Here is an 18206-nt window from a genome sequence, read left to right as displayed (position 1 = left end):
CAAATTAATTGAAGTTCCATTCGCACCAGAAGTCGAAGCCTTGGCTATTTAGCTCAAACCTGTCTTTTTCATCAAGCCGCATCACCACATAATCTTCATGGGTTATTGTCCCAAGAAGAAGTACGTCTTCCTGATAAAAAGCAGGGTCTTCTGAATCATGATTGTCCCAGTCGCTGTAGGTTTTGCTTTTCACTTGAGCAATCACCTCTGGCGTCAATAAGAAGCGGTTAGTAGCCGCATAGGGCCTATTAATATTCTGAGGCAAAGGCACCTCCGCAGCGGTGAATGCTGCCGAAAATGGAGCTTTTGAGAATATCCGGCTTACCTCGAAATGGGTTGCATTCCCAATAACTCTGTCAAGCAATGAATGCCACGCATTTTCGGGGAGGTCATCGAAATTGTCCTGACAATAATATTTCATTCACTGGGACTGTTTAAGTAGTTCACCAAACGGTCATGCTGAGCGCAGCCGAAGCATCTCGCATGCAGCAGTAAACCATTCAGTTGAGTTACTACCACACGCGAGATGCTTCGGCTGCGCTCAGCATGACGTTCTTTTTCGGTTAATCTGAACTCTATGCGTACCGCAACTCGCCCGCGCCCACGCGCAGCGTCACGCCAGCTTCAGCAGTGAGGTGGCCTGCTACCTGCGCATCGTAGCCACTGGCTTGCAGCGAGGCCACTACGGCAGCGGCGGCAGCTTCCTCGGTCACCAGGAGCATGCCGGTGCCCATGTTCCAGTAGAGATAGGCAGTTTCGGGGGTGATGTCGCCGATTTCGCAGAGGCGCTGCATGGCGGGCAGGGGCGGAAACAGGTTGTCGAGCACCGCGCCGAGGCCGTTCTTGAGCACGCGTTGGAAGTTATCGGCCAGGCCGCCGCCGGTGATGTGGGCCACGGCGTGGAGCGGCAGGCCGGCGTCGAGCAGAGCGGCCACGCCGGGCGCATAGATGAGCGAGGGCGCGAGCATGGCATCGCCCCAGGTGGGATACTCGCCGGCATCGAGCCCGTCGTAATCGGCTTCGTGCCAGTTGTCGCCGAATACCTTCTGCAGGGTTTTGCGGGCCAGCGAGTAGCCGTTGGAGCGGAACGAGGGCGAGCGCAGGGCCACCACCACATGGCCGGCCTGGGCGGTTTTGCCGCTCAGGGGTTGGGCCAGGCTGGGGTGCAACACCCCGATGGCCGTGGAGCACCAGTTGAAGTTCATTTTGGCGCCCGGCCAGCCGCCGATGCGGTTGCCCAACTCCGCGATTTCGCCGCCGGTGATGGCCAGTTGGGCGAAGTTGGCGGCATCGTGCAGGCCGCGCATCATCTGGTCCACCACGTCGTAGTCGAGGTGGTTCACGTCGATGATGTTGGAGAGGTTGGTGGGCACGAAGCCGGCGGCGATGAGGTCGTCGGCGGTCATGGCGATGAGGTCGTAGCCGAGGGTGTCGTACTTGTTCAGGCGCTCGGCCACTTCAATCTTGGTCCCGATGCCGTCTGAGCTTATGCCGAGGCGCTCGGCTCCGAAACGGATTTCGTTGGAGAAGCCGCCGTCGAGGTCCTGGGCGGGCTCGCCGGGCTTGCCTTTGCGGTTCTGGAAGGTTTTTTCGACCAGTTGTAGGCGTTGCGCGAGGCGGCGTTGCCTTCTTCGATGGAGTAGCCGGCGGGATTTTCAGTTGAAGTGGACATGGGAAGCTTTGGACTTTTTTAAAGGGCAAACAGCACGTCATGCAGAGCGCAGCGAAACATCTTTACCGCCCGACTAATCCTGTCGATTAGATTACTACTTCGGTAAAGATGCTTCGCTGCGCTCTGCATGACGTTCTTCTATTTTGATACGGACTAGTGCTCCGTGGGCTCGGGCGCTTTTGCGCTCACCGATAGGTTTTTCTTACCTTTTTCGGGGCGGTGGCTGGCGCGCTCTTCCTGCACGTGGCGCAGGTAGTGGGTCACGTCGCCGGTGGGGTATTTGCCAGAGAAGCAGGCGAAGCAGCTGCCGCCGTGGCCTTTTTCTTCCGAAAACAGCTCCTGCAAATCCTCCAAATCCTGGTAAATGACTTTGTCGGCTTCGATGTAGCGGCAGATTTCGTCTTCGGTGTAGTTGGCCGCAATCAGCTCGGTGCTCATGGCCATGTCGATGCCGTAGATGCAGGGCGACACGATGGGCGGCGCGCTGGAAATGAAATACACCTCGGTGGCGCCGGCGTCGCGTAGCAGGCGCACGATGCGGCGGGAGGTGGTGCCGCGCACGATGCTGTCGTCCACCACGGCCACTTTTTTACCCTGCACAAACTCGCGGATGGGGTTGAGCTTCTTCTTTACCACGTCTTCGCGGCCGGCCTGGGTGGCCACGATGAAGGAACGGCCCATGTGGTTGTTCTTCACCAGCGCACGGCGGTAGGGCACGCCAATGGCCTCGGCCAGGCCGGAGGCCGAGAAGTAGCCGCTGCTCGGCACATCAATCACCATGTCGGGCTTGATGCCGGCATTGGCCACTTTGCGGGCCAGCACCTTGCCCAGGCGCACCCGCTCGCGGGCCACCAGCCGGCCGTGGATGACGGAGTCTTCGCGGGCAAAATAGATTTGCTCGAAGGCGCAGAAGTTCTTGGGTAGTTCGTAAGGGTTCTTGTAATGAACCTGGAAGTTGTTGTCAATGAAAATGGCCTGGCCGGGGCCCACGTTTTCAATGAACTCGAAGCCCAGAAAGTCAAAGCAGGTGCTTTCCGACGCGAAGGCGTACACCGGGCCGGCGGGCGAGTCGCGACGGCCCAACACCAGCGGCCGGATGGCCAGCGGGTCGGTGAAGGCCAGCAGGCCGTGCCCTGCTATGAGCGTGATGGTGGCGTAGGCGCCCTCCACCAGCTCCTGGGTGGTTTCCACGGCGTCGAAAATGTCGACTACCGAGAGGTTGTCCAGGTTCTTTACGCGCAGCTCCGAGGCGAAGGTGTACATGATGAGGCTCGAGGTCGTTGGTAGTTTTGGGCAGCACGTGGTACTTCTCGTGCAAGCGCTTGGCCACGTCGCGAAAGTTGATGACGTTGCCGTTGTGCACCATCGCCAGGCCAAATGGGTAGCTCGTGGTGAAGGGTTGGGCCAGATTGGAATCGTTGGCACCTTGGGTGGTGTAGCGCACGTGGCCGATGCCACTGTTGCCCTTGAGCTTCTTCAGGTGCTTCTTTTTGAACACGTCGTTCACCAAGCCCTGGCCCTTGTGCAGGTGGAACGAGGTGCCGTCGAACGTGGCGATGCCGGCCGCGTCCTGCCCCCGGTGTTGCAGGGCGGTGAGGCCAACCACCATATCAGCTACGACGTCGTCGGGGCCATGAAAACCTACTATTCCACACATTGGATTGGGGTATTAAGTCTTACTAAATATTGGATGTCATGCTTGGCTGCGCTCTGCATGACGTGCTTTTTTGATTAATTCAGCTAGGGTTTGGGCGTAAAGCCGGTGCTCCACGGCCAGGCCGCGGCGCTCTACTTCGGCGAGGGTATCGGCCCCGCGCAAGTCCACCGGTTCTTGAGCCAGAATGGGCCCAGTGTCGAGACCTTCGTCAACCAAATGCACGGTTATTTTGGTTTCGGCCAGCTTGTTATCGAAGGCCCACTCGTAGGCGTGCAGGCCCTGGTGTTGGTGCGTATCGGCGGGGTGAATGTTGAGAATGCGCCCTGCAAACGGCTGAATAAACGCCGGCGACAGGATGCGCATGTAGCCCGCCAGCACCACAAAATCGGGGGCGTATTGCTGGAGTAGCGCCGCGGCTTCGGCATCAAAAGCCTCCCGCTTGCGGCCCTGGCTGGGCAATGAGGCCACCGGGCAACCCTGGGCGGCGGCCAGCGCCAGGCCGGGCGCGTCGGGCTGGTTGCTGAACACCACGGCTACTTCGGCCAGGCCGTGCAGCGCGCCGGTTTTGGTGGCTTGCACTAGCGACAGCATATTGGACCCACGGCCCGAGAGCAGAATGGCCAAACGGGCTTTCCGCGGCCCTTCGCCGGGCGTCGCCACGCTCGCGCCACCCGAAAACTGGGGTGCTTGATGATTCGCTTCGGCGGGAGTGTGGCTGCTCATGGTTGAGTTTTCAACTTCAATTTACGGCGCTGGCGCTTAGCACGGGCGCCGGGCGTTGGGCAATGTCGGGGCGGTAGTAGGCGTCCTGGAAAGTGACCTTGGCGCAGGCCTCGTAGGCGCGGGCGGTGGCCGTTTCCAAATCGGGGCCATGGGCGGTGAGCACCAGCACGCGGCCGCCGTTGGTCACGAGCCGGCCCTCGGCGTCGAGCCGGGTGGCGCCGTGGTAGGCCCGCACGTGCGCCGGCAGTTGGTCGAGGCCCGTGATGGGGAAGCCGGTGGGAAACTTCGGCGCCGGGTAGCCGCCCGAGGCCAGCACCACTCCCACGAATGCGCCGGGCCGCTGCCGCACGGTTTGCAGGGCCAGCGTGCCATCCAGGGTCGCTTCAATCAACTTGAGCAGGCTGCTATCCAGAGCGGGCAGCAGCACTTCGGCTTCGGGGTCGCCGAGGCGCACGTTGTATTCCAGCAGCTTGGGTCCGCTGGGCGTGAGCATAATGCCGAAATACAGGAAGCCGTGAAACGCAAACTGCTCGTTTTGCAGGCCGCGCAGCGTGGGGTCGATGATGTCGCGCCGAATGGCAGCCAGCACGTTGTCGTTGGCGAATGGCACGGGGCAGTAGGCGCCCATGCCGCCGGTGTTGGGGCCCTGGTCGCCGGCCAGCAGGCGCTTGTGGTCCTGCGAGGTAGCCAGCAGCTTGATTTCGCGCCCATCGGTGAGGCCGATGATGCTGATTTCGGGACCGGTCAGCTTTTCTTCCAGCAGGAAGGAAAACCAGCCCGTAAACTGCGTTTGCAGCTCGCTGAGGGCCGCTTCGGCTTCTTCCAGCGACGAGCACACGTACACGCCTTTGCCGGCTGCGAGGCCGTCGTACTTCACCACCACGTGCCCGCCCAGGCTCGGCGGCTTTGGCGCGGGCCGCCGCGATGTTGTCGCTGCGAAACTGCCAGGCCTGGGCCGTGGCTACGCCGTGGCGGCGCATGAAGTCCTTGCTCCACACCTTGGAGCTTTCCAGCCGGGCCGCGGCGCGGGTTGGGCCAAATACCTTGATGTTGGAACCGGCAAAAAAGTCGGTGATGCCGGCAGCCAGCGGCGCCTCGGGGCCCACCACTATCAGCTGGGCCTCGTGCGCCTGGGCAAAGGCTCGTACCGCTTCAAATTCCAGCGGGTTGACATCGGGGTGGCTGTTCGGAATGCCGGCGTTGCCAGGCAGCACGTGCACCGTGGCCCCGTCGCGGGTCAGCTTTTCGGCTAGCGCGTGCTCGCGGGCGCCGGAGCCCAGGAGCAAAACGGTTTGGGATGTGGTCAAAATAGGGGAGCCTAGGTCAGGCCTTAACTAATGTCTTCGATGAAAATGATTTTGCCGTCCTGGAAGCGGAACACGGACTTGCCCTGCAGGTGCAAGGTGTCGCCCGGTTTCAATCCCTTGGGTAAGGCGATGGCCGCCACTGCCGTGAAGTCGATGGTAACTTCTACCCGGTGATTGCTCACTTCCCACTGCGTGACGTGCTGCCGCCGCTCAGAGAAATACTGCGTGGCCTGCTCGGCTTGTTGGCGGAAGGCTTCCTTGCCGGTGGTGGTCAGGTTTACTTCGCCGTTGGCAACGTTTCGGAACTCCACGTCGTCGTGCAGGGGCGCCAGCATGCCTTCCACATCGAAGCGGTTGTAGGCGTCGATGTAAGCGGCAACTAGTTGTTCAGGAGTGGAGGCTTCCATGCGTTTCCGGTGGGTGGCTACAGCACGCGCAGCTCGGCGTCGGCGGCTTTCAGCTTGGCTTTGGTGGCTTTGATGTCCTGGTTGAGCCGCTCGCGCAGGCGGGGCAGGTTCAGGGCGCGCAGGGCGGCCTGGGCGGCGTTGTCGGGGCGCACCACCGTCAGGTTGGGGGTGCCGCTGGGCATGATGACCGACGAGTTGAGGTTCATGGCCAGGCTCGGCGTAATCCTTCCACGGCGGGCAGCTGATGACGGGCACGTTCACGTTGGCCGCCAGCGCGCCGCCGAGGCCGTTGGAGAGGTCGGCTGCGGCGATAATGACGCCGGGCTCGATGCTGTTGTTCCAGATTTCGGCCATGTCGGCAATGACTTCGCCGTTTTTGTGGGCCGACGTCACGCGCAGCTGCGTGAAGATGCCGTAGCCCTCAAACTGCTCCCGGATTTTCAGGCAGTGCTCCTTGTCGGTGGGCGAGCTCATCACGATGTTCACCCAAGCGTCCTTCACCAGGCCGGCCTGCACCAGGTTGGCCAGCAGGCGTGCACGGGCGTCGTGGCGGCCGGTGTGGGGCGCGTCGGCGGCTTCAGTCTCTGCGGTCGGCAGGGCCTGGCCGGTGATGCGCTGGTAGATGTTGAGGTAGCGGCGGCTGGCTTCCTGGGCTACTTCCGGCGTGAGGGCGCGGGGGTACTGGCCGTCTTTTTTATTGGCAATGAGCCACTGGCGGACGTACTCCTTGTCCATCTGCTCGGCCGTTTCGGGGTTTTGGGCGTAGTCTTCGGTACTCCAAAACCGGGACGAGTCCGGCGTGTGCATCTCGTCGATGAGAATCAGTTTGCCGTTCAGCAGACCAAACTCATACTTGGTATCCACCAGGATAATGCCCTTTTCGGCCAGCGCCTGCGAGCCCACGGCAAACAGCATCTGGGACTTCACGGCCATCTGGTCGTAGAGTTCCTTGGTCACCCAGCCTTCGCTCACCAGGTTTTCGGGGGTGATTTCGCGGTCCGATTCCTCCTTGGTCGTGGGCGTCACGATGGAGTGCGGAAACGCCTGGTTTTTGGTCAGCCCGTCGGGCACCGTTACGCCCGAGAACGTACGCTGCCCGGCCTGGTAGCCGCGCCACATCGAGCCGGTGAGGTACTGTCGCACTACCATTTCCACCTTGATGGGCTCGGCCTCTTTCACCAGCATGGCGTTGGCATCCACGAGCTTGAGCACGTGGTTCGGAATGATGTGCTGGGTTTTGTCGAACCAGAAATTGGCCAGGCCGTTGAGCACGGCGCCTTTGTGCGGAATGGCCGTTTCCAGCACCGAATCAAACGCCGAAAGGCGGTCGGTGACGATGATGAGCCGGTCGCCGGAGGGCGCACGCAGGCTGTCGCGGACTTTGCCGCGGTGCAGCAATGGCAGCTGAGGAGAAGCGAACTGGGTGAGCGTGTTCATTAGCGACTGTACAGGAGACTAGCTCTGAGTGGCAAATTCATTTTCCGCAGCTGTGGCTGCGGTACGCGAATGGGTAATGTGCGCCACGATGTTCTTAAAAATCTGGAGCCCTTCGCCTTCTTCGGAAGCTGAAGGATTCAACCGCCGACGCCGGGCCCAGTCCGGGTGGTTGTAGGCCGAGAGAAAGGCCTCCGGGTGCGGCATAAGGCCGAATACCTGGCCGGTGGGGTCGGTGAGGCCGGCGCAGTTCAGGGCCGCGCCGTTGGGGTTGAAGGGGTACACGCCGGTGCCGTCGCCGGCGGCGTCGAGGTAGCTCAGGCAGTTCAGGCCCGCGGCTTCGATGCGCTGCTGAATGGCAGGGTCGGAAATCACGAGCCGGCCCTCGCCGTGGCGCACGGGCACTTCCAGCGTATCGATGCCTTTCAGGAAGGGCGTTTGGGTTAGTGGGTTCACGCGGAGCGTTACCCATCGGTCTTCGTAGCGGCCACTGGCGTTGTGGGTCAGCGTGACTTCGGGCGTCACGTGGCCGCTCAGGTTGGGCAGCAGGCCCAATTTCACCAGTACCTGAAACCCGTTGCAGATGCCGAGCACAAACTTGCCAGCGGCGATGAACTCCTTGATGTCGTCGAGCAGCGTGCGGCCGCCGGCACCGGTCTGGCGGTAGCGCAGCTTGTTAGCCAGCACCACGCCCGAGCCCAGGTCGTCGCCAAAGGAGAAGCCGCCGGGGAAGTTCAGAATGTCGAAATCGTGGATGCTTACCTGCCCGTGCAGCACTTGGTTGAGGTGCACGATGGTGGCCTGCGCGCCCGCCAAACGGTAGGCTGCCGCGAATTCTTCTTCGCAGTTGATGCCGAAGCCGGTCAGAATCAGTGCCTGCACCGCGCCTACGCGCCTGGGCTCGCCGGCTTGTGCCTGGATTTGAACTTTATGTGCTACCCGAGTGGCATCTTGTACCATCTCAAAAGGCTTTTGGGCCGGAGGAAATGAGTCTTGTGCCATTACAGTGAAGTTGAATGTGAGACATTGGCCACGTCGCCAACGCCTAGTAATTGATTTACAGGCCCATTGGTCCATATACTCCGAAGCACATCGGAGTCGGCCGAAATCACCTCGCGGCTGCCGTGGCGCACCACCAGGCGCGGCTCTTTCGTAACCGTGCCCAGGCGAGCGGCGCGGCTGCCGAGCAGTTGCTCAAAAGCCACCACGTCCTCCGGCGCCACCGTGGTCAGGAAGCGGGAATGCGACTCTGAAAACAGCTGCACCGGCAGCGACAGGCCATTTTCCGGCAGCTCAACCGTGGCGCCGCAGTCGTAGCCAAAGGTGCATTCGGCCAGCGCTACGGCCAGACCGCCGTCGCTCAGGTCGTGGCAGGATTGAATGAGGTGTTGGTCGTTGGCCTGGCCGACGAGGGTATAAAGGGCCTTGGCCTTTTCGAAATCAACCTTGGGAACATTGGCGCCCAGGCGGCCGTGCAGGGCGTAGAACTCGGAGCCGCCCAGGCTCGTCGTGGGTTTCGCCGAGCAGGTACACCGCGTCGTCGGCTTGCTTGAAGTCGGAGGTGATGGCGCGGCGCACGTCTTCCATCTTGGCCGTCATCGAGTAGAGCACGGTGGGCGGCACCGAAATCTTCACGCCATCGGCCTTGAAGTCGTTTTTCATCGAGTCCTTCCCACTAGTGAGCGGGATGCAGTAGGCGGCTGTGGCGTCGCGCAGGGCCTCACACATGCGCACCAACTTTGCCAGCTTCTGCTTGCCGTCGGGGTTGATGACGGGGTCGTACACCGAATCAGGCACGCAGAAGTTGTCGTTCACCGACCAGAAAATGCCGTCGCCGGGCGTCAGGTTGGGCAGCCTCCTCCTACTGCAATAATCTGCCGCACGGCCTCGTCAAACGCGCCGGCCGACATGTGGTAGGCGTCCAAATCGCCGTAGCGCGGCAGAATGCCGTTGCTCACGGCCACTCCCTCCCAACTCTCGAAATTGAAGCGCACCACGGCCGCGTCCTGCGGCGCCTGGCCGGTCGCACCCATCAAGGGCTTCACAATGGTGCGGCCCTTCACCTCGTGGTCGTACTGGCGAATGACCGACTCGCGCGAGCAGATGTTGAGCGAGCCCAGCAGGCTGGCCCAACGTGGCCGTGTAGTCGAATGAGGAATGAGGAGTGAGGAGTGAGGAATTGGCAGCCGTCATGGCTAATTCTTCATTCTTCATTCTTAATTCTTCATTCATTCCCGTCCACTCCGCTTCCAGGATTTTGCGCGGCACGCCTTCGTGCAAGAACTCCATGTTGAGCCGGGCCACGGGCGCGCCGTCAAAGCGCACGTCCAGGAAGCCATCGGCGGTGAAGTAGCCGATGTCGGTTAGCTCAACTTCCATTTCCTGGCCCAGGGTCAGCAACTCGGTCATTTTGCCGGGCTCGACTACCAGCGTAAACCGCTCCTGCGATTCGCTTACAAAAATCTCCCAGGGCCGCAGCCCGGGGTACTTCAGGGCACGCGCTCCAGCTCCACTACCGCGCCGCCGCTGATGCCAGCCAGCTCGCCCACAGAAGACGAGAGGCCGCCCGCGCCGTTGTCGGTGCTGCACTTGAGCAGACCGCGGCGGGCTGCCAGCAGCAGGAAATCCATGGCCAGCTTTTGGGTAATGGGCGAGCCGATTTGCACAGCCGTGGCGGGCGCGGTTTCGTCCAGCTCAATGCTGGAGAACGTGGCGCCGTGGATGCCATCTTTGCCGACCCGGCCGCCGGCCATGATGATGCGGTCGCCGGCGTCGATGATTTTCTCCCAGGAGTCTTTGCCTGCAAATTGCATCGGCATCACAGCGCCGGTGCCGCAGTATACCAGCGGCTTGCCGGCGTACCGGTCGTCGAAGACGATGGCGCCGTTCACGGTGGGCACGCCCGACTTGTTGCCGCCGTCCTCGATGCCCTTGCGCACGCCTTCCAGAATGCGGCGCGGGTGCAGCTGCCCGGTCAGCAGCGGCCCGTCGTACTCCGGGTTGCCGAAGCACAGCACGTTGGTATTGAACAGCCTGCGCGCCGCCGATGCCAGTGGCCAGTGGGTCGCGGTTGTTGCCCAGAATGCCCGTGATGGCCCCGCCGTAGGGGTCAATGGCAGAGGGCGAATTATGCGTTTCCACCTTCCACACAAACAAAGAATCGGCGTTGATGCGCACGGCCCCGGCATTGTCCGAGAAGACCTTCACCAGCCAGTCGTTGCCGTTGGCCCGCAGCTGGCGGTCTACCTCGGAGGTAGCGTCTTTGATGTAGGTTTTAAACAGCGAATCGACCTGCTTCTCCTCGCCCGTTTCCAGGTCTTTGTAGTTGATGAGGGCCGAAAACTCCTTGTGCTTGCAGTGCTCCGACCAAGTTTGGGCGATGATTTCCAGCTCGCAGTCTGTGGGGTCGGTGGGCAGGCCGGCGGCCTGGCGCTCGGCCTGGGTTTCGGGAGCAGCGAAGTAGTCGCGCACGGCCCGCATTTCCTCCAGGTTCAGCGCATAGATGTTCTCTTTCGACAGCTGCACCAAATCGGCATCGCTGCGGCCGGTCAGCGAAATGACTTCGGTGATGGCTTCGGCGCCGCCGCCGGGGCGCGGCGTGTAGTCGCGGATGCCATCGGCCACGCGACCTACCTCCAGCCAGTTGATGAGCTTATTGCCCAACAATTCTTCGGCGATGCGGCGCAGGTCGGTGGCCGGCAGGTCGTTTTCGAGCAGGTAGAGGCGCTTGCTGAAGATGTGCTGGGTGTGCGTATCCAGCGGCTCGTTGAGCAGGTCGGCCAGGGCATTTTGGGCGGAGGTGCCTTCGTCGTCGGTCACGCCGGGGCGGCGGGCCACCAGAATGTAGGTGGCAAAGCCGGGCGCGGCGGTCAGCTCGTTCAGGCGCACGTCGTGCAGCACCGGGTCGGCGAGGCAACGGGTGGCGAAGTCGTTGAGCTGATTCTCGGTGAGCGGGTAGCGCACCGTGTAGAGGGCGGCGCTGCGCACGCGGCCGGTGGCCAGGCCCAGGTGGCGGGCGGCAGCCTCGGCCACGCGCTGGCCGTCGCCGTCGTGCTGGCCGGGTTTCAGCGTGAGCTGGATGGTGTGGGTATCGGTCATTGAAGGATTATGCGACAATACTTAAAACGTCATGCAGAGCGCAGCGAAGCATCTTGCTCGGGGCACTAAATCATTGCTTGAGCAACGAAACGGGCAAGATGCTTCGCTGCGCTCTGCATGACGTTCTTTCATTTTCTAAAGACTCAAACACACAACGCTTAAAACGCTTTTTCCGGCCGACTGCCGGGTTTCACCACCGGTACGCCGGCGGCGCAGGGGGCAGGTATCGGGCGCAAAGGTCGCGGCTGTGACCGAAAGCAGGGCGAAATGCGGGAAAGTCAGCCCACCTTTTCCGCCCGTCCGGTCTATTAGCGAGGCCACGGCCAGCACTTCGGCGCCCAGGCTCGCGCAGCACCCGGGCGACTTCCAGCGTGCTTTTGCCGGTCGTTACTACGTCTTCGGCGATGATGACTTTCTCGCCCGGCTCAATGGTGAAACCGCGGCGCAAAGTCATCTGGCCATCGGCGTCGCGCTCGGTAAAAATGCCGGGCGTGCCCAGCTGCCGGGCCAGCTCGTAGCCTATCACCACGCCGCCCATAGCCGGGCCCACCACCACGTCTGGCTGCAGGCCGGCGGCTTGAATCCGGGCCGCCAGGGCTGCGGCGGCGGGGGCGGCCAGCTCAGGCCGGCGCAGGAAGCGGGCGCACTGCACGTAGGTATCGGAGTGCAGGCCCGACGACAGCCGGAAGTGCCCGCTCAGCAGCGCGTCTTCCTGCCGCAGCTGCTGCTCCAGCAGGCCGGCGTCGAGCGTGGCGGAAGAATGAATTTCGGGAAATGGAGTCATTTCTTACGGAAAATCTAAGATGCAAAAAGCCGCTATACAGCGGCTTTTTGGTCAGGTGTGGGCGGGGCTTGCTACCGTCCGGAATTGGTTGATTTCTTCCTGCAATTCCCGGGCAGCGGCACCGGCATCGGCGGCCTGCCAAATGCCCCGCGAGGAGTTGATGAGCAAGCCGCTGCCGTCGGCCCGCAGCCCGGCGCGCAGCGTGGCCGACAAGTCGCCGCCCTGCGCCCCGATGCCGGGCACCAGGAACCATTGGTCAGGGCACGTGGCCCGCAGCTTGGCCACCGTTTCGGGCTCCGACGCGCCCACCACCAGGCCGATGGTGGCCTCGGTGAGCTCTTCGTCCATGAGCTTGGCCAGGCGGGCGGCCCAGTCGCTGATGGAGCCGCCGCGGGTCATGGCCGCGTCCTGCAGGCCGTGCTGGGGCTTGTTGGAGGTTTTCGCCAGGGTAAACACCAGCTTGCCGGGCCGGGCAAAGGGCCGGATGGTGTCGTCGCCCATGTAGGGATTCACCGTCACGCCGTCGGCCCCCACGATGTCGTAGGCGAAGCGGGCGTACTGCTCGGCGGTGTTGGCGATGTCGCCGAATTTGCCGTCCAGAATCACCGGAATGTCCTTGGGGATGCTGCGCACCGTCTGCTGGAGCAGGGCCACGCCGTTTTCGCGGCTCAGAAAAAACGCCAGGTTGGGCTTGAACGCCGCGGCATAGGGCGCCGCTTGGGCTACCACTTCCTGCAGGCGCTGGGTGGCCGTGGCGTCGTCGCCGGTGGGGTCGAGGCCCACGCAGAGCAGGGAATTGGCGGTTTGAACACGGGTGAGGAGCTTTTGCATCGGGACGGGCGGGATGGAGAGTGAGACGAAGAACGAGGGAAGTTACCGGGCTACGGACGATTTGAGCGCGACTTCTGACGCCAGCCGGGCCGAGAGCCCCGGCGAGAGCCATTCGCCGCTGGCCACTTGCACGGCATGAGCCCCCACGCGGAGGTAGTCTTCCACGTCGCGCAGCGTAAAGATGCCACCCGTGCCGAAAATGGGCAGGTGCAGTTGTTCGTCGTGGGCCAGCTCCCACACGCAGCGCAGGGCCAGGGCCGCAGCGCCTCGCCCGACAGCCCACCCACCAGCGGCGCGGCGTTGGGGTCGGCCGGCAGGTGCAGCACTTTCAGGGTGTTGGTGGCGGCCAGTGCCGTGGCGCCGCCCTCCTGGGCGCCCAGGGCCAGGCCCCGGATGTGGTCGGGCCACGGCGGCAGCTTCACTATCACGGCCGCGTCGTCGCGCAGGCTCGTTGCGTACGGCCTCGGTGGCTTCGCGCACGTGGCGGGCGGTGATGTCGGCCCCGGCGCCCGAGTTGGGGGCCGTGATGTACACCTCCAGGCCCGCCAGCTGGTCGCCGGCCTCGCGCTGCAGGTAGCGCGCAATCTTGCGGAAGCCCGGCACGCCGGGCGCCATGATGCTCACAAACACGGGCACGCCAAAGCGGCGCAGCCGCGGCAGGTGCTCCTGCACCAGCAGGCTCGGCCCCCTCGGTGCGGAGGTCGGTGCGGTTGAGCAGGGTTTGGTCGGCCACTTGCAGGATGCCTTCGTCGCCGGGCAGGCCCGGGCGGGGCTCCATGGTCACGGTCTTGGTGAAAATCGCCCCCAACTGCTCATACCCGGACCCCTCGAGCTCCCAGGGCGCGGTGGCCAGGCAAACGGAATTTTGTAACGTAATGGCGCCGAGTTTCATAGCTTTTCTTGGTTAAAAGAAACGAACTATCACCCACAACTGCCCAAGGACCGCTGCGGGTGATGTTCGGCTGGCGCACCAGCTATTGGTTCCCTTAAATTACGTTGTCGCGGTTAATCAGGAAGGGCACGCACTCGCGGATGTCGGTCTGGCCGAGGATGAACTGGGCCACGCGGGCCATGCCCACGCCGGCACCGGAGTGCAGCTTTACGTCGTGCTCCTCGTGGAAGCTCAGGTACCACTCGAAGTCTTCCAGCTTCATGCCCTGGCGGATGAGGCCGGCCAGCATCGAGCTGGTTTCCAGCTTGTGGCGCAGCTTGGCGCCGTCGAACTCGCGCTCGGCCGAACCAGCCGACTCGCCCGACAGCGGCAGCAGCAGGTCGGAGGAGTTCACCACGCGGGGGTCCTCGTCGTTGTTGCGCATGTTGAAGAACTTGATGTCGGCCGGGTAGTGCGTGATGAAGATGGGGCCTTCCAGGCTCGGTGAGGCGGCCTTCTTCTTCGGCGCCCAGGTCATCGCCCCACTGCAGGTCGGGGAAGCCTTCTGGCTTGAGCCGCTCGATGGCGTCGGCGTAGGTCATGCGCTTGAAGGTGAGGTCCACTAGGTCTTCGGCGTTGCGGCCGAACAGGGCCAGCTCCTTGGCGCACTTGGTGGCTACTTCGTTGGCGGCGGTGCGCACGATGCCGCTCAGGTGGCCCAGCAGGCTCGTCGAGGTCGCCGAGGTGCTCAATTTCGAACAAGGTGAACTGCGCCAAGCGGCGGTTGTCGGCGTTCAGCTCCTTGCGGAAGCTCTGGATTTCGCCGCACACGCGGCCGCCTTCCACGGCCTGGGTCAGCATCTCGATGTAGAGCTGGTTCGACTGGGGCAGGAACATCTTCTTGCCGTCGTACCAGTCCAGGGTAAACAGGGTGTCGGTGTTTTCGCACGCGCCGGTCACGCCCACGATATGGGGCATGTTATGCACGGTCACGAAGCCTTCCTGCTCGCAGTACTTGCGGGCGCCGCGCATCATGGCGTCCCATACCTTGATTACCGCCATCCGCTTGGGGTCGGTGCTCAGGTTGCGGTTGCCCGCGTGGGCCGACGACGAAGACAGGGTGGCTGCGGCCACGGTGGGGCTGAGGGTGTTGGTGTCCATAACTTTCTTTTGTGTGGGCGTTAAAAGAGTTGAGAGTTGGCGGGGCCAACCGACCCGATTGGACATAAAAAAACCGTTTCGAATCACGAAACGGCGGCGGGGCAACAACCAGAAAAAACGGAAGAGAAATCGGTAAAACCGGCGGCAGCGAAGACCTTTTGGTCCTCTCGCGGGCCACTGTTGAGCAGGGTCCCGCGCTTCATCAACGTATGTTTGGGTTGAAGCACGATGCAAAATTACGGAATCATTACGGGCCGTAATTCATCGGCAATGTTACCTTTTTGTTGCGCTCTTTTTTGGCAAAATATCATGGGCTGGGTTTTCTGCGATTGCAGGGAGATAGCCGGGATTTATTGAGTCAAATGGTTGAAAATCTTTTTTTAAGCTTTTTTGACCGATTGCGCCGAATCTGCTTTGAGCCGTAACTTTGGCTCTTTATTCCGCTACAATCCGCGCTTTTTAGTAGCGCCCCAATTATCAGGCAATTAAAAGCCCGTGACTCCCAGCCAGGGGTCACGGGCTTTTTTATCCAGCGGAGCAGGCCGCCGCTAACGCGGCATCAATCAGCTGGTGGGGCCGGTGTCGACTTTCGACTCGATGGTGGCCTGCACCGTGCTCGACACGGCCGAGAGGATGTTGTAGCCCGTGGCCGACTCGATGGCATCCACCGTGGTGCGGTAAGCGCCCCAGGCCGTGCCGATGGAGTTGTTGTTGGGCATGTTCACGGCGATTACGCGCGTGCTGGTGGTCACGCGGCTGGCGTCGGAGCTGCCTTCGGGCAGCACCACCAGTACTTTCCAGCAGTTGCTGGGCACGGTGATTTTGCCGCTGGCAATGGTGGTGGCATAGCCGTTCGAGCCCGTGCCGCCGCTGCCGTAGCTGCCGGCAATGATGTAGCACTCGTAGCCCTGGCCCACCAGGGTGCGGGCGTAGTTTTCGAGCCCGGCCCAGGTTTGCTGGTTGTTGACGGGGGCCTGGGGCATCATGTTGGTCATCAAGAACGTGGCCGAGTTGTCGGCCACGGAGCCGGTGCGGTCGGCTGAGGGGCACACGTGGCCGCGGTCAAAGCCCGAACCCGTGTAGCTGGTGCTCGTGGCCCGGAACCAGCCCGTGGGCAGGGTAGCATCCGAAGAGAAATTGTCCTGACGGGGCGTGCTGCCCAGCCAGGCGCTGCTCAAGTGCCAGCTCACCCAGTTGGCCTTGCCCTTGTCGCGATGGTACGACAGGGTGTACTGCGTCTTGGTCATCAGGTAGTTGGTGTAGTTGGCAACGTCGGCCGTGGCGCCGCTGGGGTTGCCCATGGCCAGGTTGCTATCGCGGGTAGCGTCTTGGCTCACCACCGCCGCGGTGGGGTTGGCAGGAGTGGTCAGCTCTTCTTTGGAACAAGAAGTAGCCAGGGCCGCGAGCAGCGCGAGGCTGCCGAGGCGGGTAAAAGTTAGCTTCATACAAGAATGTGGGAATGGTGAATGGGTACAGTAACCACAAAAGTCCTCCGCTGGAATTGTCTCACTGTTAGAGCAATGTTACGGTTATGCTAAGAAGCCGCCAATTAATATTTCAACAACATTATGTGTTTTTACAGCTTTCTTTCTACGCCTTTGCTGTTGAGCTTATCTGAGCAGGTCAGGGTGGCCTGTCTACGCACGGGGTGTATTCGAACCCTCCCGCCAGCAACACCGAGCCTGGCAGAAGGGCTTGGTTTATTTAAGTCAAACCAGGCACAGAAGCCCAGCAGCTTGCAGCCCCGCATGGCACCCCGAGCGGCTGCAAGCTGCCGGCTGCAATGGCTACCTTGCCACTTGTTGCCGCAAGCAACAGCCCTGGGACCGCGCAAGCTGCGGTCCCTCACATCACCAAACATTCGGCTATTTAAGCGCTTATCTGCCTTCTGGGCAAGTATCCCAGGTGCGCGCCACCGCCGAGCAAGTGGCTGCCCTTTGCATGACTGAACCGCTTTCCATCCCGATTACTCCGCTCATCCGCACCAATACGGTGGTGATTGGCGCGGGCCAGGCAGGGCTGGCTGCGGCATATTATTTACAGAAGCATGGGGTTGATTTTCGGGTACTCGATGCTGCTCCCGCCGCCGGGGCCGCCTGGAGCGCCCGCTACGATTCGCTGCGGCTGTTTTCGCCGGCCTGGGTGAGCGGGTTGCCGGGCCGGCCCTGGCCCGGCAACCCGCTGCGCTACCCCACCCGCGACGAAACTGCAGCGTACCTGCGCGACTACGCCGCGCACTTCCACTTCCCGCTCGAGCTCAACCAACGGGTAATCCGAGTGACCGCCGCGCCGGACCGAGCTGGTTACCTGGTGCACACGAAAGCCGGTCGCACCTACGCAGCCCAACGCGTGATAGTGGCCACGGGCCCCTACACCACGCCCAACATTCCCGCGTGGGCCTCGCAGCTACCGGCGCAGGTAGCTCAACTGCCCAGCCGCGACTACCAGCGTCCCGCCCAACTGCCCGGCACGGGCCCGGTGGCGGTGGTGGGCAGCGGCAACTCGGCCCTGCAAATCGCGGCCGACGTGGCCGCCACTGGCCGGCCGGTGCTTGTGGCCTTCGACGAGCAAACGCCTGCCATGCCCAACAACCAGTTTATGTGGGCCTTTTTGATGCTGACGCGGCTGCTGGGCGTGTCGCGCCACACGGCGCTGGGCCGCAAGATGTTCCGCAGCCCCGAGCCGGTGGTGAGCGGCGACCTGGCCCGGCTGCGCCGGTTTTCTAATGTCCAGTTTATCGGCCGGGCCGAGGCGGCGCTGCCTTCGGGCGGCATTCGGGGGCGCCGGGCGGCCACGCCGCCGCTCGATGCCGTGGTGTGGGCCACTGGCTACCGGCCCGACTATGCCTGGCTCGACCTGCCCATTCTGGAGCCCGACGGCAGCCCCCGGCACCACCGCGGCCTGACGGAAGCGCCCGGCGTGGCCTTTCTGGGGCTGAACTGGCTCGACAGCCGCCGCTCGGCCCTGCTCAACGGTGCCGGGGCCGATGCCCGGCGTGTAGTGGCCGCACTGCTCAGAATGCCCTAATGTTGTTGAAACCCGGCCGGGTATTTGCGGGTTGAATACGCAGATGCAACTCCCGGAAAGGAGCCGCTTTTCATCAACCCGAATTTCCGTTAGACTTTATGCTTATTCTGATGCTTGGCCTGTCCATGGCCACCGTTATTGTCGCACTCAACACGGCCGCAAATGAGAAAAAGAACTTGCTGCCGTACCCGTTCGCGTGAAGAAGTAATTCTTGCCCTTCATCCAACAAAAAAG

General features: G+C 62.4%; 20 protein-coding genes and 3 pseudogenes. 1 reads left to right on the top strand and 22 read right to left on the bottom strand.

Annotated elements, in window-relative coordinates:
• Positions 1-4: 4 nt before the first annotated feature.
• From ACFQT0_RS09250 to ACFQT0_RS09145, 22 genes and pseudogenes are all read right to left on the bottom strand, one after another.
• Entirely contained in the window at positions 5-421 is a 417-nt protein-coding gene (locus ACFQT0_RS09250) for a hypothetical protein (protein WP_380202167.1), read from the bottom strand.
• 154 nt (positions 422-575) lie between these two features.
• Positions 576-1457, bottom strand: coding sequence for an AIR synthase-related protein (locus tag ACFQT0_RS09245; protein ID WP_380202165.1), 882 nt, complete (start codon positions 1455-1457; stop codon positions 576-578).
• 29 nt (positions 1458-1486) lie between these two features.
• Positions 1487-1672 (bottom strand): hypothetical protein, encoded by a 186-nt coding sequence (locus tag ACFQT0_RS09240; protein ID WP_380202163.1) that lies wholly within the window; start codon positions 1670-1672, stop codon positions 1487-1489.
• Positions 1673-1825: 153 nt separating this feature from the next.
• Positions 1826-2452, bottom strand: a complete 627-nt coding sequence (locus tag ACFQT0_RS09235; protein ID WP_380205960.1) for an amidophosphoribosyltransferase — start codon at positions 2450-2452, stop codon at positions 1826-1828.
• 238 nt (positions 2453-2690) lie between these two features.
• Complete coding sequence (locus ACFQT0_RS09230; protein ID WP_380202161.1) at positions 2691-3281, bottom strand: hypothetical protein; 591 nt, start codon at positions 3279-3281, stop codon at positions 2691-2693.
• A gap of 84 nt (positions 3282-3365) precedes the next feature.
• A complete protein-coding gene (gene purN / locus ACFQT0_RS09225) occupies positions 3366-4052 on the bottom strand; it encodes a phosphoribosylglycinamide formyltransferase (protein WP_380202159.1) in 687 nt (228 codons plus the stop codon).
• 16 nt (positions 4053-4068) lie between these two features.
• Positions 4069-4932, bottom strand: a complete 864-nt coding sequence (locus ACFQT0_RS09220) for a phosphoribosylamine--glycine ligase (RefSeq protein ID WP_380202157.1) — start codon at positions 4930-4932, stop codon at positions 4069-4071.
• Between the two features lie 187 nt (positions 4933-5119).
• Positions 5120-5338 (bottom strand): annotated as a pseudogene (locus ACFQT0_RS09215) (phosphoribosylamine--glycine ligase N-terminal domain-containing protein); the annotation flags it as partial.
• Positions 5339-5382: 44 nt separating this feature from the next.
• On the bottom strand, positions 5383-7203 hold the full coding sequence (locus ACFQT0_RS09210) for a phosphoribosylaminoimidazolesuccinocarboxamide synthase (protein ID WP_380202155.1): 1821 nt from the start codon (positions 7201-7203) through the stop codon (positions 5383-5385).
• Positions 7204-7221: 18 nt separating this feature from the next.
• Positions 7222-8082 carry a phosphoribosylformylglycinamidine synthase subunit PurQ gene (locus tag ACFQT0_RS09205; protein ID WP_380202153.1) on the bottom strand — a complete coding sequence of 287 codons (861 nt, stop codon included), beginning with the start codon at positions 8080-8082 and terminating at the stop codon, positions 7222-7224.
• A 119-nt stretch (positions 8083-8201) separates the two neighbouring features.
• A complete protein-coding gene (locus tag ACFQT0_RS09200) occupies positions 8202-8666 on the bottom strand; it encodes an AIR synthase-related protein (RefSeq protein ID WP_380205959.1) in 465 nt (154 codons plus the stop codon).
• Positions 8641-9015, bottom strand: a complete 375-nt coding sequence (locus ACFQT0_RS09195; RefSeq protein WP_380202151.1) for a hypothetical protein — start codon at positions 9013-9015, stop codon at positions 8641-8643. Before ACFQT0_RS09195 ends, ACFQT0_RS09200 begins: the two co-directional genes overlap by 26 nt.
• Positions 9016-9041: 26 nt before the next feature.
• Entirely contained in the window at positions 9042-9263 is a 222-nt protein-coding gene (locus ACFQT0_RS09190) for a hypothetical protein (protein WP_380202149.1), read from the bottom strand.
• 426 nt (positions 9264-9689) lie between these two features.
• Positions 9690-9953 (bottom strand): AIR synthase-related protein, encoded by a 264-nt coding sequence (locus ACFQT0_RS09185; protein WP_380205958.1) that lies wholly within the window; start codon positions 9951-9953, stop codon positions 9690-9692.
• A 138-nt stretch (positions 9954-10091) separates the two neighbouring features.
• A pseudogene (locus ACFQT0_RS09180) lies at positions 10092-10388 on the bottom strand (hypothetical protein); the annotation flags it as partial.
• Positions 10270-11298: pseudogene (locus ACFQT0_RS09175) on the bottom strand (phosphoribosylformylglycinamidine synthase subunit PurL); the annotation flags it as partial. The pseudogenes ACFQT0_RS09180 and ACFQT0_RS09175, both read right to left, overlap by 119 nt.
• Positions 11299-11488: 190 nt before the next feature.
• The gene (gene pyrE, locus ACFQT0_RS09170; protein ID WP_380202147.1) at positions 11489-12082 is read right to left on the bottom strand and encodes an orotate phosphoribosyltransferase; all 594 of its coding nucleotides are present in this window, start codon (positions 12080-12082) and stop codon (positions 11489-11491) included.
• A 51-nt stretch (positions 12083-12133) separates the two neighbouring features.
• Entirely contained in the window at positions 12134-12913 is a 780-nt protein-coding gene (gene pyrF / locus ACFQT0_RS09165; RefSeq protein ID WP_380202145.1) for an orotidine-5'-phosphate decarboxylase, read from the bottom strand.
• A gap of 42 nt (positions 12914-12955) precedes the next feature.
• The gene (locus ACFQT0_RS09160; RefSeq protein ID WP_380202143.1) at positions 12956-13585 is read right to left on the bottom strand and encodes a hypothetical protein; all 630 of its coding nucleotides are present in this window, start codon (positions 13583-13585) and stop codon (positions 12956-12958) included.
• A 314-nt stretch (positions 13586-13899) separates the two neighbouring features.
• On the bottom strand, positions 13900-14322 hold the full coding sequence (locus ACFQT0_RS09155; protein ID WP_380202141.1) for an amino acid--tRNA ligase-related protein: 423 nt from the start codon (positions 14320-14322) through the stop codon (positions 13900-13902).
• Positions 14319-14945: an amino acid--tRNA ligase-related protein gene (locus tag ACFQT0_RS09150; protein ID WP_380202139.1), complete on the bottom strand. Its 627-nt coding sequence runs from the start codon at positions 14943-14945 to the stop codon at positions 14319-14321. The genes ACFQT0_RS09155 and ACFQT0_RS09150 overlap by 4 nt, the downstream gene beginning before the upstream one ends.
• A 563-nt stretch (positions 14946-15508) precedes the next feature.
• Complete coding sequence (locus ACFQT0_RS09145; protein WP_380202137.1) at positions 15509-16390, bottom strand: DNA/RNA non-specific endonuclease; 882 nt, start codon at positions 16388-16390, stop codon at positions 15509-15511.
• A gap of 496 nt (positions 16391-16886) precedes the next feature.
• Between ACFQT0_RS09145 and ACFQT0_RS09140 the strand changes: the two genes are divergently transcribed.
• Entirely contained in the window at positions 16887-17972 is a 1086-nt protein-coding gene (locus ACFQT0_RS09140; protein WP_380202135.1) for a flavin-containing monooxygenase, read from the top strand.
• Positions 17973-18206 lie beyond the last annotated feature (234 nt).

The sequence above is a fragment of the Hymenobacter humi genome, assembly GCF_042665855.1.
Taxonomy (GTDB): Bacteria; Bacteroidota; Bacteroidia; order Cytophagales; family Hymenobacteraceae; genus Hymenobacter; species Hymenobacter humi.
The sequence above is the reverse complement of the archived record's forward strand: the minus strand, read 5'-3'. Positions and strand labels throughout refer to the sequence as shown.